The organism is Bacillaceae bacterium S4-13-56 (assembly GCA_040191315.1).
Taxonomy (GTDB): Bacteria; Bacillota; Bacilli; order Bacillales; family JAWJLM01; genus JAWJLM01.
Map to the genome: position 1 here is coordinate 1 of JAWJLM010000035.1, position 14,557 is coordinate 14,557.

General features: G+C 38.9%; 10 protein-coding genes. 9 read left to right on the forward strand and 1 reads right to left on the reverse strand.

What is annotated here, in order from left to right:
• Positions 1 to 691 precede the first annotated feature (691 nt).
• The 8 genes from RZN25_10795 (at position 692) to RZN25_10830 (ending at position 11,600) form a co-directional block, all read left to right on the forward strand.
• The gene (locus RZN25_10795; GenBank protein ID MEQ6377308.1) at positions 692 to 1,726 is read left to right on the forward strand and encodes an ABC transporter substrate-binding protein; all 1,035 of its coding nucleotides are present in this window, start codon (positions 692 to 694) and stop codon (positions 1,724 to 1,726) included.
• Complete coding sequence (locus tag RZN25_10800) at positions 1,723 to 3,813, forward strand: ATP-binding protein (GenBank protein MEQ6377309.1); 2,091 nt, start codon at positions 1,723 to 1,725, stop codon at positions 3,811 to 3,813. Before RZN25_10795 ends, RZN25_10800 begins: the two co-directional genes overlap by 4 nt.
• Positions 3,806 to 5,158 carry a sigma-54 dependent transcriptional regulator gene (locus RZN25_10805; GenBank protein ID MEQ6377310.1) on the forward strand — a complete coding sequence of 451 codons (1,353 nt, stop codon included), beginning with the start codon at positions 3,806 to 3,808 and terminating at the stop codon, positions 5,156 to 5,158. Before RZN25_10800 ends, RZN25_10805 begins: the two co-directional genes overlap by 8 nt.
• Before the next feature lie 273 nt (positions 5,159 to 5,431).
• Complete coding sequence (gene tatA, locus RZN25_10810) at positions 5,432 to 5,626, forward strand: twin-arginine translocase TatA/TatE family subunit (GenBank protein MEQ6377311.1); 195 nt, start codon at positions 5,432 to 5,434, stop codon at positions 5,624 to 5,626.
• 15 nt (positions 5,627 to 5,641) lie between these two features.
• A complete protein-coding gene (locus RZN25_10815; GenBank protein ID MEQ6377312.1) occupies positions 5,642 to 6,541 on the forward strand; it encodes a 4Fe-4S dicluster domain-containing protein in 900 nt (299 codons plus the stop codon).
• A gap of 11 nt (positions 6,542 to 6,552) precedes the next feature.
• Positions 6,553 to 7,830 carry an NrfD/PsrC family molybdoenzyme membrane anchor subunit gene (gene nrfD, locus RZN25_10820; protein MEQ6377313.1) on the forward strand — a complete coding sequence of 426 codons (1,278 nt, stop codon included), beginning with the start codon at positions 6,553 to 6,555 and terminating at the stop codon, positions 7,828 to 7,830.
• The gene (locus tag RZN25_10825; GenBank protein MEQ6377314.1) at positions 7,823 to 10,918 is read left to right on the forward strand and encodes a molybdopterin-dependent oxidoreductase; all 3,096 of its coding nucleotides are present in this window, start codon (positions 7,823 to 7,825) and stop codon (positions 10,916 to 10,918) included. Before nrfD ends, RZN25_10825 begins: the two co-directional genes overlap by 8 nt.
• A 13-nt stretch (positions 10,919 to 10,931) precedes the next feature.
• Positions 10,932 to 11,600 (forward strand): hypothetical protein, encoded by a 669-nt coding sequence (locus RZN25_10830; protein MEQ6377315.1) that lies wholly within the window; start codon positions 10,932 to 10,934, stop codon positions 11,598 to 11,600.
• A gap of 194 nt (positions 11,601 to 11,794) precedes the next feature.
• Here RZN25_10830 and RZN25_10835 read toward each other — a convergent pair whose 3' ends face one another.
• Positions 11,795 to 13,363, reverse strand: coding sequence for a DHA2 family efflux MFS transporter permease subunit (locus RZN25_10835; GenBank protein ID MEQ6377316.1), 1,569 nt, complete (start codon positions 13,361 to 13,363; stop codon positions 11,795 to 11,797).
• 211 nt (positions 13,364 to 13,574) lie between these two features.
• On the opposite strand from RZN25_10835, the gene RZN25_10840 reads away from it, so the two are divergent.
• Positions 13,575 to 14,453 (forward strand): TetR/AcrR family transcriptional regulator, encoded by an 879-nt coding sequence (locus RZN25_10840; GenBank protein MEQ6377317.1) that lies wholly within the window; start codon positions 13,575 to 13,577, stop codon positions 14,451 to 14,453.
• Positions 14,454 to 14,557 lie beyond the last annotated feature (104 nt).

Here is a 14,557-nt window from a genome sequence, read left to right on the forward strand (position 1 = left end):
TCCCCAGAGCCATCGCGTAGCGATTTCGTTCTTCTTACCAACACACACATCACTAAAGTTTTCTAAATGTGAATATAGGTTTATATAAGAACCAAAAAGTTAGAAAACATAACAACCGTTAAAGGGCTTCTAAGAAATCATACCTCGTTTTCTTAGAAGCCACTATTCTTATAAGTGCAGGCCTTTAAGGCGCCCAATGTTGCTGCCTTTACGTAGATAAGACAAGTTTTCCTATCTGCATAGCAACACTTGTCTTATAGCCAATCCCTAATAGAGAAACCTAATTTTCCCATGTATTCTCAAGCGACTAAAGTTATAATTTCTAATAGTAGAAAAAAGTCCACTCCAACTAATATTGGGTGGACTTTTATCTTACCTTCTTACCCTGGTGCTTACAATCAGTGGGGGACGGCACTGATGGAAGTTTCACTTTATCTTCATCACAGGGAGGACACCCTTCAGTATTACTAGATTTAATGATTGGCCCCCATTAATATATAATTTGTGTTGGTGGGAACCGTCCCTACCAACACACCCGCGCCCGCCAACACACCCGCGCCCGCCACCACCCCGTGCCCGCCACCAACCCCGCCAACAGGCTTACCTGTATGTGGGTCCTCACAAAATTGTCATTTTGTCATGGTGATTTTGTGGTTTTGTGAGTTATATTTAGGATACGGGGGGTGGTTTTGTGAGGAAGGGATTATGGATTTTCATTGCTAGTTTTTTTATAGGTGCGACAATTTTAATTGTAGTTTTAACGATAGATTCTCCCGAGCAAAAAGATAAGGTTTACCAAATAGGAGTGCTTATGACTGGAAATAGCAGATTAGAAAAATTCCGTGGGTTGGAGCAGGGGCTATATGAACTTGGTTATGAAAAGGGTACATTTCAATTCGATGTATATAATAGCCAAGATAATTTGAAAGAATTAGAAACTTTAGCTAAAGAAGCTGTTCAAAATAATCCGGATATTTTGGTAGCATTAGGGGCGATTGAGGCTTTAACAATTAAAGATACCATGGAAAAACAGGGAGTCTCTATCCCTGTGGTTTTTGCGGGGATTGCGGCGCCTAAAGAGTTGGGACTAATTGATGACTATCGAAATCCTGGGGGTATGTTTACTGGAGTTGATAATAATCATTTGAATCTATCAGCTAAGAGATTGGAACTACTGCTTAATCTAGTCCCAAGTATCGAACGAGTCATTGTTCTATATGACCGCGAATTGGATGTTAGTGTCATGAGTTTAGAACGGGTGAAAGAGGCAGCAAAGGAATTGGACATCCCAATTGTCGCATTCCAAACGATTGGAGAACCTGAACTATTTGAAAATCTTGATCATATCGTCAAATCAACAGATGGATTGATGGTATTACCAAGTTTCCATATTGAAGCTTTATCTAAGGAAATTTCGGAGTTTGCAATGGAACACTCACTTCCAACGATGGGGATTTTTGAAGAAAATATACAGTACGGATTTTTGGCGGGATATGGAGTTCCTTTTTTTGAACAGGGTTTTCAGTCAGCTCGACTTGTTAGTTTGATTTTACAAGGGGCAGACCCATCTCATATATCTGTGGAGTTACCAGATCAAGTAAAGTTTTTGATTAATGACTACGTCCGAAAACAAATTGGTGTCTCTTTAGATCAAGAAACATCTCTTTTGGCTGATTTTTTGACAACAAATGAATCCCTTCTTGATGAAAGTGGAGAAAGGCCATGAGAAATTATATAAATCGACTACGAATTCGAAATAAGGTGTTGTTGTTTGGTTTAATTATGTCGACTCTCCCTCTCATATTTTTAAGCGTTTTTCTCTTCTTAGAGTTTATGGACGATCAGGAAAAAAGTGTGAAGGAAAGGCAGACTATTATCATTGAGAGTATTGCAAAAGATGTGGATCAACAAATACAACAGATAATCAAGCATGTTCAATTTTTATCTACTGTAGATGGTTTAGAGGATCATCGAGGCCTCTATTATCAAACCTTACATGAAAATCAAGCAATTGAGGAAATCGTTATGTTTGACCATTTGGGGGTCGTGAAGGATCGTGTATCACGTTTTGATTTGAATAGGGTGCAAAACCAGGATTGGATGAATACAGAACAGCTAGATCAGCTTTCTCATGAAAAGATATTTATTGATGAGGTGTCCTTTAACTCATTTGGTCAACCCATTATGAAACTAGCAACTTCACTTCCGCTGAAGGAAAATAACCAGTTCCTAGGTGGTATTGGTGTTGTTATTCAGCTGCAGAAAATTATAGGAGAAATTACTTCTTCAAGAGTCAAAGAGGAAGGAATTCTTTATTTATTAGATCAAAAAGATAAAATTATTGCTCATCAGGATTATTCTCAGCTTTGGAAGCCTAGTGAGGAGAATAATGAAGGGGACAGAGTTTTGGGGGTGCAAAAAAAGATCGATACTTTAGGTTGGACCCTTGTTATGGAACAGCCATATAAAGAGGCCTATTCCTCCGTGTATACTCTAGCTTCAAAAGGGACAATTATTGTATTAATAGTGGGCTTTTTCATTAGTTTGCTAAGTATTGCAGCTGGACTTTATTTTACAAGGCCTATTGAAAGTCTGCAAAAGGCTATTAAGAGCTTTCAGAAAAATCAATGGGTGGAGCCTGTCCGTCTTCAGCGAGCGGATGAAATGGGTCAGCTAGCTAATGCTTTTAATGAGATGAGTGCGGAGCTTTATGAAAAATCGCAGTCGCTGCTTATGGAAAAAGAGCGGCTGGACGTTATAGTCGATGGGATTGGAGCTGGCCTAGCATTAGTTCGTTCTGATTTTACCATTTCATGGATTAATCCAACATTAGAAAGCTGGTTAGATCGGTTCGAATTAAATATCCCTTGCTATGTGTTGTTTAGCGGAGAGGACCAGCCGTGTAAGGATTGCCCAATTATGGATCCTGCACAACCGATAGAGTCGAATGAAATCCATAAAGTAATTGGAAAAAGCGGGAAAAAGAAAATCTTTAGGCACCGTGTGTATCCTTTGACTCAAACGGTAGATTCTAATGAACATTATCTAATTGTCATGGAGGATATTACAGAACAACAAGAGATGGAGGAAAAGCTGATCCAGACCGATAAGTTAAGTGCCTTAGGATTAATGGCATCTAGCTTTGCCCATGAGGTAAACAACCCATTAGCGACCATTAATGTTTATGCTGAAGATCTACTTGACCGTTTAAAGGAAGAAAAAGAGGAGCTTGTTCAGTCAGGTGAAATGGAAAAGTATTTACGCATAATTAAAGAAAATACAGAGCGCTGTAAAAATATCACTAGAAATCTACTTAATTTCTCAAGAAAAACAGAATGGACAAAGAATAATATTGATGTGAACGAGGTGGTTCACAATAGTATTGCTTTAATCCATTATACGTTTTCTCGTAAAAATATAAACTTGGAATTAATGCTTACTCCAAATCTTCCTCCTCTCATAGGAGATGGATTAAAACTGATGCAGGTGATGGTAAATATGATTCAAAATGCAGTTGACGCCATGGAAAATGGAGGAGATCTTCTTGTTTCCTCAACCTTGGAAAGAGAATCAATAGCCTTGGTAGTAAAGGATACGGGTTGCGGGATGTCTGAAGAAACGATAGGAAAGGTATTTGATCCTTTTTATACAACCAAACCAGTAGGGAAAGGAACGGGACTTGGACTTTCTGTTTGTTATGGTATCATTCAGCAATTTGGAGGAGAAATTCACATTGAAAGTGAAATAGGAAAAGGTACTGTTGTGAAAATACAGTTACCCATCCTAAAAGGGGAGGAGGAAAACAATGCCTAATCGTATTTTGGTCGTTGATGATGAAAGAGATTTACTAGAATTGTTGGTGAAGCGCTTAAATCGGAAAGGTTTTATTGCTAAAGGGGTTGAATCTGCTGAGGAAGCCATCCCGTTGTTAAAGAAAGACGTTTATGATGTTGGAATTTTCGATATACGAATGAAGGGAATGGACGGATTAGAACTACTTAAAATCGTAAAAGAAATCCAACCAGAAACTGAGATCATCATGCTGACTGGACATGGTACGATTGACACAGCCATTGAAGCTATGAAACGGGGAGCCTACGATTATTTAACGAAACCATATAATCTATCAGAACTTGAAATTACAATTCAAAAAGCTTCTGAGAAAAAGAAATTAAGAGAAAAAAATGCCGGTTTAAAACAGATGCTTCATAAACAAGATTTTCAAATTATAGGTACTAGTAAAAAAATCCAACAGGTTATTCAATTAACTTATCAAATTGCTGACCGTGATGTCCCTGTCCTTATAGAAGGGGAGAGTGGCACGGGTAAAGAATTATTTGCAAAAGCTCTCCATTATTGGGGCTATCGGAGTAAGGAACAGTTTGTTGCCGTGAATTCAGGGGCCTTGCCAGAAACACTTTTGGAAAGTGAACTTTTTGGTCATGAAAAGGGAGCTTTTACTGGGGCGCAACAACAGAAAAAAGGATTAGTGGAAATCGCCGATGGAGGTACTCTTTTTCTTGACGAAATTGGAGAAATGCCTTTGTCTGTCCAGGTGAAACTGCTAAGGTTTTTAGAATCTGGTGAATTTCGAAGAGTTGGGGATGTTAGGCTGCGACAGGTGAATGTTCGTGTGGTTGCCGCAACCAATCGAAATATGGAGGAAGAGGTTCGTGAAGGTAGGTTTCGAGAAGATCTATATTACCGTATGAATGTAATTAAGCTTGAAATTCCTCCTTTACGGGATAGGTTAGAGGATATAAAACCTTTAGTAGACCATTTTTTAGTAAAACACCAAGGGAAAGAGCTCTCTAAAGAGGCCGAAAGCAGATTGCGATCCTATCCATTCCCGGGAAACGTAAGAGAATTGTTTCATATTTTGGAACGGGGATGCTTACTATCGGTGGGGAATCAAATCAAAGCGAAGGACCTATTGCTACCTGGTATGGACGATACTTCTTTGCAAAAGGAAGACTCTCAAAAACAAACTCACTCTTTAGAAGAACTAGAGAAGAACCATATTCGTAAAGTGCTCCATGAAGTGCGTTGGAACAAAACAAAGGCAGCAGAGATTCTTGGCATCAGTGTTCGGAATCTCTATCGCAAAATTGATACGTATCATTTGAAGGATAAAGCTGTGCAAAAGGAAAAACTATGACTCTTTGTCACTATTGACGAGTTGACTCTGACAAAATGGCATGTAAAAGCTGAGGAGAACAAAAAATCTCTTCAGCTTTTTTATTTGCAGAAAAACATGTGAAGATTTTGTGAAGTGGGAAAGGTTGTCGAAGCCTTAGATTTGAATAAATTTTGGTCCAGTAAAACTCGAGAGTGGGAACGTAGGGATTTGCTGCTTTCTTCATCTAAATTATAAAATTGGCATGATTTTTGCATGTACTTAGTTGAACAGCAATTTAAGGAGGCTAGGACTATGTTATCAAATATTGGTATACCAGGTTTAATTCTTATTTTAGTGCTTGCGTTGATTATATTTGGTCCAAGTAAGTTACCGGAAATGGGAAGGGCGGTAGGGCAGACCTTAAAGGAATTTAAAAAATCGGCACAGGAGCTGACCAATGATGGTAATAGAAATCGCTCCAACGACACCATTGAATCTATTAAATAAAAAAGAGGGGTGAATATGATGGGTATTTTCTCGAAACAAAGCATGAGTGAAAAAGATTGGGACCAGATTTTGGATTCCAATTTACCTGATGCAAGACAGGAATTGGAACAATCTCCTTATGATACTCAGTTAGGTTTAAATATGGCTAGGGATGCTCGGAAAGTTATTAATGGAAAATTGAAAATTGAGGATTTTCACAAAGTCTATTCCAGTTCTCTTCTAAAAGAGTTTGGAACAGAAATGGCCTCAGGGGAGCCGAAAACGTCTTCTTTTAAAACGAAGGGCCCAAAGTGGGCGATGGTTATTGATTTGAAGAAATGTGTTGGTTGCGATACTTGCACGGTTTCTTGTAAGGCTGAAAATAGAACTCCTCCAGGAATTTCTTATAATGTAGTCATGGAGAAGGAAATTGGAGAATTTCCTAATCTAGCAAAAGTGAATTTACCTCGACCATGTATGCAATGTGATAAGCCGCCATGTGTTCAGGTTTGTCCAACACGAGCTACTTATAAAATGGAAAATGGTATTGTGGCTATTGATAATGATCGATGCATTGGCTGTCGATATTGTATAGTGGCTTGTCCTTATGGAGCACGTTCCTTTGATTTTGGAGAGAGTTATGAAGGAGAGATGGAGGGCTACAATGATGTAACAAGTCCGGAATATGGGGTAGAAAGAGGAGAACGGAAAAAAGGTAAAACACCACAAGGAACTGTTCGGAAGTGTAGTTTCTGTTTCCATCGTTTAGAACGTGGAGAAGAGCCAGCTTGTGTAGAAACTTGCGTAGGGGATGCTCGTTTCTTTGGAGATATAAGTGACCCGAATAGTGTGGTATCAAAGCTTGCCGCTAGCCCACGTGCTTTTACTCTGAAATCTGAACTAGGAACAATGCCTAGTGTCATTTACTTGAAATAGGAGGGATGAATATGTCGCAGATCGCCTATGAATCGAAAACAAATGTGAAGACTAGCTCTAGTCGGTTGTTCAAAATTTGGATAGGAGCGCTCTCCATTGTATTCTTAATTGGCTTATATTTTATAGTTGAACGGATGATTACAGGGCTTGCAGCAACTAATCTGTCATCCATTACCCCTTGGGGTGCTTGGATTGCCTTTTATATCTTTTTTGTGGGATTAAGTGCAGGCTCCTTTCTCCTTTCAACCTTAATATACGTATTTGGTATGGAGGAATTTGAAAGAGTTGGAAGGGCTGCGTTATTTACAGCTATTGTCTGTATGATTGTGGCTTTGACCTTTGTTTTGATGGACCTTGGTCGTCCTGAGAGATTTTTAAATGCTATTATTCACTGGAATGTAACGAGTATGCTAGCATGGGAGGTTCATTTTTATCTCGTATACATTGCCTTATTAAGTGTTGAACTGTATATAGCCATGAGAGAGGATCTCGTTAAGCTAGCCAAAGGTAGCAGCACATGGAAAGGAAAATTCGCAAGACTCATAACTTTTAAGAATAGTACAATCAATGAATTTACTAAAAAGAGAGACCACCTGTGGATGAAGATTCTTGGAACCGTCGGAATCCCTATAGCTATTTTTGGAGTGCATGGAGGTACTGGAACCATTTTTGCTACTGTAAAAGCACGTCCAGCATGGAATACAGGGCTCTTTCCAATCATATTCGTTGTTTCCGCGATGGTATCAGGTACTGCGCTTTTGCTAGCCATGTATGTGATTAAGAAAAAAGCAACAAAACAACCAATTGATAACGAAATGGTTCAATCGTTAGCCAAATTAATGGTTGCATTTTTATTTGTAGACTTGGGTCTACAATTCTATGAATATTTAGTGAGTTGGTATGGATTAGAACATGAACATTTACTGACTCTTGAAACTCAAATGACAAGCGAATTTGCTTGGTCTTTCTGGGGAGTGCAAATGTTTTTAGGGGCAGTTGTGCCGATCTTTCTCGTCTTCTGGAAAAAAACGAAACAATCAACTACTGCTCTTTTAACGGCTGCGGTCCTAGTAGTTATCGGTATTATTGGAGTTCGATTTAATATCGTTTTACCTCCACTAATCATCCCAGTGTTTGAAGAACTTCCTTTTGGATATTATTATCCGACGTTCAGTGAGTGGATGATTAGTTTAGGAGTCGCGGCGATGGGATTATTGATTTATTCTATTGGGGATCGATTGTTACCACTTGAGGAGCTTGAGAAAACAGGAGGAAATAGTCATGAATAGTAAAGAAATGAACCGAAGAGGTTTTCTTAAGGCTTTAGGAAGTCTTGGAGCGGTTGTACTTGTGGGCCCTGCTTTTGTTGGTCCGGTGAAACAGGTCATCAATGGGGTGTGGATTGATGAAGCACATGGAGTTGGCTCTGCCACTCAGGACTATACAGCGGACAATGTCATTTTTACGACCTGCCAGCAATGTAACACTTTTTGCACCATTAAAACCTATATCGTATCTGGGAATGAAAATGGAGCCTATTCCTCTATCGTTAGAAAAATTGCTGGGAATCAGTACAGCCCTATGAATATGGTGCCTTATGGGCAAATCAACTACAACACTCCAATCCAGGATGCAGTGAAAGGGACTGGGGATGTGAAAAAAATGGGGCGTGGATTCCGTGGAGGTCGCACGTGTCTGAAGGGACAGGCCGGAATTCAAACAGCCTATGATGCTTATCGCATTAAAAAACCTATGAAACGTGTAGGAGAACGAGGTAGTGGGGTTTGGAAAACCATCAGCTGGGAGGAAGCTTATAAAGAAATTTTGGAAGGTAGCCCTGATTTAAAAACTCCGGGACTTAAGGACATTTGGGCATACGTTCCTCAAGGAAAAGTCATGGAGGATTGGGATAAAGTCAAAAATGGCAGCATGAGTCAGGAGGATTTCGATCAGAAATATAAGGATTCGTTAATAAATACGAAGCACCCTGATCTTGGTCCAAAATCTAATCAAATTGTCTTTATGGCAGGTAATCGAAGAGATTTAATTGAGAGACTTACAGGTCAATCCTTAGGAACCATTAATAATTTTGATCATGGAGGTGTCTGTGGAATAAGTAGTGCTATGGGGAATGTTCGCTCATTTGCTGGATCTCAACCGAAAAAGCGAATGATTCCCGATATGGAAAATGCGGAATTTGTAATGATATGGGGGACCAATCCGCTTGTTTCTAGCAAAGGTCCAACTACACTTGGCCCACAAATTACGAATGCTATTCAACGAGGAATGAAGATGGCTGTCATTGACCCACGCTTTAGCAAGACAGCGGAGAAAGCGGATATGTGGGTACCGATAAAGCCTGGGGCAGATGCTGCCCTTGCGCTCGCAATGTCTCGGTGGATCATAGAAAATCAGCGGTTTGATGAAGTGTATTTGACCAACCCCAATAAAGCTGCGGCTAATCAAGACGGTGAACCAACTTGGAGTGACGCCACATATTTAGTGAATGTCAGTCACCCGAAGCGTCCACTTTTACGCGCGAAGGACATTGGAATTGGGGAAGATGAATTTGTTGTCTTAGAGAATGGGAAACCAGCAACACATAATAAAGCCCGACAAGGTGATTTAGAGGTAGATACAACGATTCAAGGAATGAAGGTGAAATCCGTTTTTCAAATGTTCAAGGAGCGGGCTTTTGAAAAAACGTTAAAGGAATATGCTGAAATAACAGAACTAGCTCAAGATCAAATTGTGCAGCTTGCCAAGGAATTTACTTCTCATGGGAAAAAGGCTTCCATCATGTCCTATCGCGGTCCTGCTAAGCACGGGAATGGATATTATGCCACAAGGGCAATTAATATGTTGAACCATTTAATCGGAAATCATGACTGGAAGGGTGGAGATACTTTTTCGGGTAGAAGCTATAAGCAATTAGAAGGTCAGTATGATTTAAATGCTGTACCTAATGGAAACAAAGCTTGGGGAATTCCAGTGACCAGACATAAGACGGTTTATGAAAAAACGTCCTTGTTTGCAAAAGATGGCTATCCCGCCAAACGTCCTTGGTTTCCGTTTGGAAATAAATTAGTTCAAGATGTGTTGCCGAGTGCTGCGGAAGGATATCCTTATAAAATTAGTGCGCTTTTCATTAACCGGTTTTCACCAATCATGTCGAACCCAAGATCCATTATGCAACAGAAGTTTTTAGCAGATCCAAAAGTTGTTCCACTTGTTGTATCATCAGATATTGCGATGGGTGAATCAACAAAATTTGCAGATATCGTACTTCCAGACCTTTCTTATCTAGAGAGCTGGAACTTTGAAAATATTTTTCCAATCCTAAAAACGAAATTCGCCAGTCTTTATCAACCTGTGACACGAGTGGTGCCGGATGCTCGTCCGACTGATCAAGTATATATCGACTTGTTTAAAGAAATGGGATTGCCAGGGGTAGGGAAGGACGCATTCCCTGATGGATCTTCTTTGGATCGTCCAGAAGATTACTATCTCAAGCGAGTTGCTAATATTGCCTTTGATGGCAAGCCTGTTCCTGATGCTAACCCTGAAGAGCTTAAAGCATTTGAAAACGCAAGAAAGCTAGCTCTTGGTAAATTTTTTGACAAAAAAGTATTAGAAAATGCGGTAAAGCCTGAAGAATGGAAGAAAATTGTTTATGTACTAAATCGCGGTGGACGATTTGAAGGTGCTGGCGATGAATATGAAGGAGCGTATTTAAAATATCGTTGGGATGCTCAAGCTTGTTTTTATGATGAGAAGGCAGCTGGTTTTAAGAACTCATTTACTGGTGAATTTTTTGATGGATTGCCACTTCATGAGGAGATTAAGCAATTCGATGGAACAGAGGTAAAGAAGAACCGAGGATTGCAATTTGTGAATTGGAAATCTCGTAATATGGGAACTCATCGTACGGAAAGTAATGCATGGCTTCGTGAGATCCGTAGTGATAATTACATTTGGATGAATCCTATTGATGCACATAAGAGAGGTTTGTCTTCAGGTGATGAGGTTAGAATTACTTCAGATGAGGCGGAAGCAACTGGTATTGTGTATGTTACTCAAGGAATTAAACCTGGGATAGTGGGGTCTGCTTATAACTTTGGACATTTTGCCTACGGATCCTCTCGGGAAAAAATTGATGGGAAAGTACAGGAACCGCCGAAAGGATATGGACATACTCCATTTAAATTTAATCGACCGATTCATGAGGAATCTGGATTTGCACCAAAACGTGGAAATGGTTTCTCTGTGAACCATTTACTAGTTAAGGATGAAAGTTATTTTGAAGGATATATAGTAGATCTTCTTGGTGGTTCACCAGGTCAATTGGATTTGTATGTAGATATTAAAAAAGTATAAGGGAGGAACTACGATGATGTTTGATCTAGAGGAAAGTTATGGTCGGCTAGCGTTATGGAATATCTTATCCCAAATTTGGCTAGGAGAATGGGATGAGTATGAAGCGTATTTTCGTGAACTACCTCTCGAGGTAAAACAAGAGTTTCCATTTCATTCCCATTTTAAGCGGGAAGAGGTATCTCTATGGTATGACAACTACTTTGTCATACCCGGAGATTACTTTGTTCCTCCTTACTTTTCGTCCTATTCTGGTGGTGATTCTCGAGAGCCTCTCGTTGGTAGTTCTGACGGAGAATTTCTTCAAGAGGATGATACAAAACAAGAATTGCTATGCTTAATAGGTCATTTTGAACGAGTAGGATATTATTATCCATTAGAAAAAGATGTGTATCCTGATCATTTTGGTAGCCTTGCCGGATTTATGGTCTCTGCTATTCGCGAAGAAATCCAAAGCATATCTAATGGGAATTCCAATCGTTCAATTGAAATGAAAGAATTAGAGGAAGAAATACTTGTAAAATATCTTATACCTGTGGAAGATAAGTTAAAAAAATCTGCACAGGAAAGAATAATGCACCCCTTTTTTCAAACATTTCTAACTTTCTATCATAATGCTGTTCAACAGGAGAGTGTTCTGTTGAGGAGTGCTGGTAGGGACCGTTCTCACGCTGAATTTAATTAATGCCTAAAAAAAGGTGAAATTGAGTTTGCAAACGCACTCAGTTTCACCTTTTTCAAAATATAATTTCGTCTTGGATAGAACAAATTTCCTCCGCATAACGGGCAAGTAGTGCTGTTGGCTGGGCTTGTTTGCGTGCCAAACTAAACTTCCGATTGTTACCTGAAAGAACAGCCCCCACCAACACGATTGAACAATTAGTTTCTTGCTAATTTTGGTACTGCAGTTTCGGGGATGAGTTTTGGTCCTCCCTGTCCTCCGCGACTTCCTTGATCTCTGTCCATTTGGTTTTCTTCAAGTGGATCTGGAGCTTGTGTTGCTCGCTTAATGAAGAAGGCTAGGATTAAAGCCACACAAGCGATTCCTGTAGCCACTAAGAAAGCATCGTTAATTCCTCCAAGCATAGCTTGCATTCCAATTTCTTGTTCCATAAGAGCTAAATCGGCAGCAGATGGTTGTGCATTTGGATTAGCAGCCATTAAGTCAGCTGCAATCTCTTTAGCATGTGTTTCTGTTCGAGTTGACATAACAGTAATAAGTAAGGCAGTACCAATAGCACCTGCCACTTGGTTAAGCGTATTGTTCATTGCTGTTCCGTGTGGATAATAACGTGCTGGCAATTGATTTAGTCCGTTGGTCGAAACAGGCATCATAACCATAGACATACCAAACATCCGAACAGCATTTAAAACGACCAAATAGCTATAAGGAGTTTCAGCTGTTAATTGACTGAAGTAATAGGTGGTAACAACTAAAATGCTTAACCCAGTTATAGCTAGTATTTTTCCACCAATTTTATCGAATAAGCGACCGGTAATTGGTGACATAGTGGCCATTACGAGCGCTCCAGGTAATAAAAGTAATCCAGCATCCATTGGAGAAATTCCACGGATGGTTTGAACATAAATTGGAATTAAGAGCATTCCGGAAAACATTGCCATATTTACTACCATTGTAATTACGGAAGACAAAGCAAACATTGGATATTTATATACTGAAAAATTCAACATTGGTTGATCTTGTCTTTGTTGGCGCAAAATAAAAATAGTTAAGGAAATCGCACCAATAACGATCGTCCCATACACATACGGGCTATCCCATCCCTTAGTTCCAGCTGAGCTAAATCCATACAAAATTCCTCCGAATCCCACACTGGATAATAGAAGAGAAAATAGATCTAATTTGATATCTACTTTTTCTTTTGTATCTTTAAGTTTAAAAATTCCAATAAGAATAATGATTAATGCAATTGGTGTTAAGAAATGAAAAAGCATTCTCCAGTCATAATGCTCTATAATCCAACCTGAAAGTGTTGGCCCAATAGCTGGTGCAGCCATTAAAATGAGCCCAAATACACCCATGGCAGCCCCGCGTTTTTCAACTGGGAAACTAACTAACATCACATTCATTAAAAGAGGCATCATAATGGCCGAACCAGATGCCTGCATCATTCGACCGGTGAGAAGTACCCCAAAAATATCAGCAGTTCCAGAAAGGATGGTACCTGCTGCAAACAATGTCATTGCTATTAAAAACAAACGGCGAACGGTATATTTTTGGATTAAAAAGGCTGTTGCAGGAATTAATACACCGTTCACGAGCATAAATCCTGTTGTAAGCCATTGAACAGTGGCAGCTTCTACTTGTAAATCGATCATTATGGAAGGTAAAGCAATGTTCAACAGGGTATTATTTAAAAATGCAATAAACGCCCCGATCATCAGAACAGCAAGAACCCCATAATCAACTTTGTTTGTTTGGTTCATGGTGAAAATCCCCCTCTATACTAAAAGTTCATCTTTTTATACTTTGATTTCACATGAATAATATAATATAACACCAGTTCAATTTTTGCAACTCAAATTTCTCGCTAATTATATTTTATTTATGAAAGCCCTTTTATAGTAGGCTTTACATTGTATTTGAACCCCAACTAAGGTACTATACTAGTAGTATAAAAAGATCCTATAGATAAAGGTGATTACTTTGCATAATCGAAAGCAGCATGTTGTTCAAAAAGCTCATCAACTTTTTATAGAGAAAGGGTTTCAAGCAACTTCCATTCAGGATATTTTGGATTACAGTGGCATTTCAAAGGGAACGTTTTACAATTACTTTGCCTCTAAAAACGAATTATTAATAACCCTATTTAAAGAAATCTACGAAAAACTTGAGAAGGACCGGAATGAATTACTGATTGGACAAAACCCAGCAGATATTGAAGTTTTTATTAAACAAATCGAACTCCAGTTAAACACGAATCAAAAAAACAAACTGGTTGCTCTATTTGAGGAAGTATTTGTTTTAAATGATGAAGATCTGAAGGAATTTATAAAACGATCACAGTTGCGGACCTTACGCTGGATTTATGAACGTTTTCTAGAGATTTTTGGTGAGGATAAAAAGCCATATTTACTCGATTGTGCTATAACTTTTTTAGGGATCTTAAATCATAATATTAAGTATTATCGAATAGGTCATGACATCAATGATGGGATTTATGAAGTGGTACGATACAGTGTGAACCGAATCGTCAAAATGGTTTATGAGGTGGCCCAATCTGAAGAACAACTTAACGGTCCGGAGTTATTAGAAACGTTGGTCCCAGTGAGCCGATCCATAGGGAAAACCACACAGCAACGTATGGAGGAAACGATAGACTATCTTAAAAAGATGCTTAGCAATAGTGATGAAGATTTGGTTTATGTTGAACTAATTGACTTTGTGAAACATGAGGTTCTTCATTCGAATAGTCCAAGAAAAATGCTAATACAAAGTGCATTAAATACTTTGAAAATAAATACTAGATACGTTAAAGAAATTGAAGAACTAGAAAAAATGTTAACTGATTTCTAAAAAAGGATTACTGCCAGGAATGGTAGTAATCCTTTTTTAACGTAAAACGAATCAACAAAACGTTTTACAATTAACAAACGATTTGATAATATGTTTACATATAT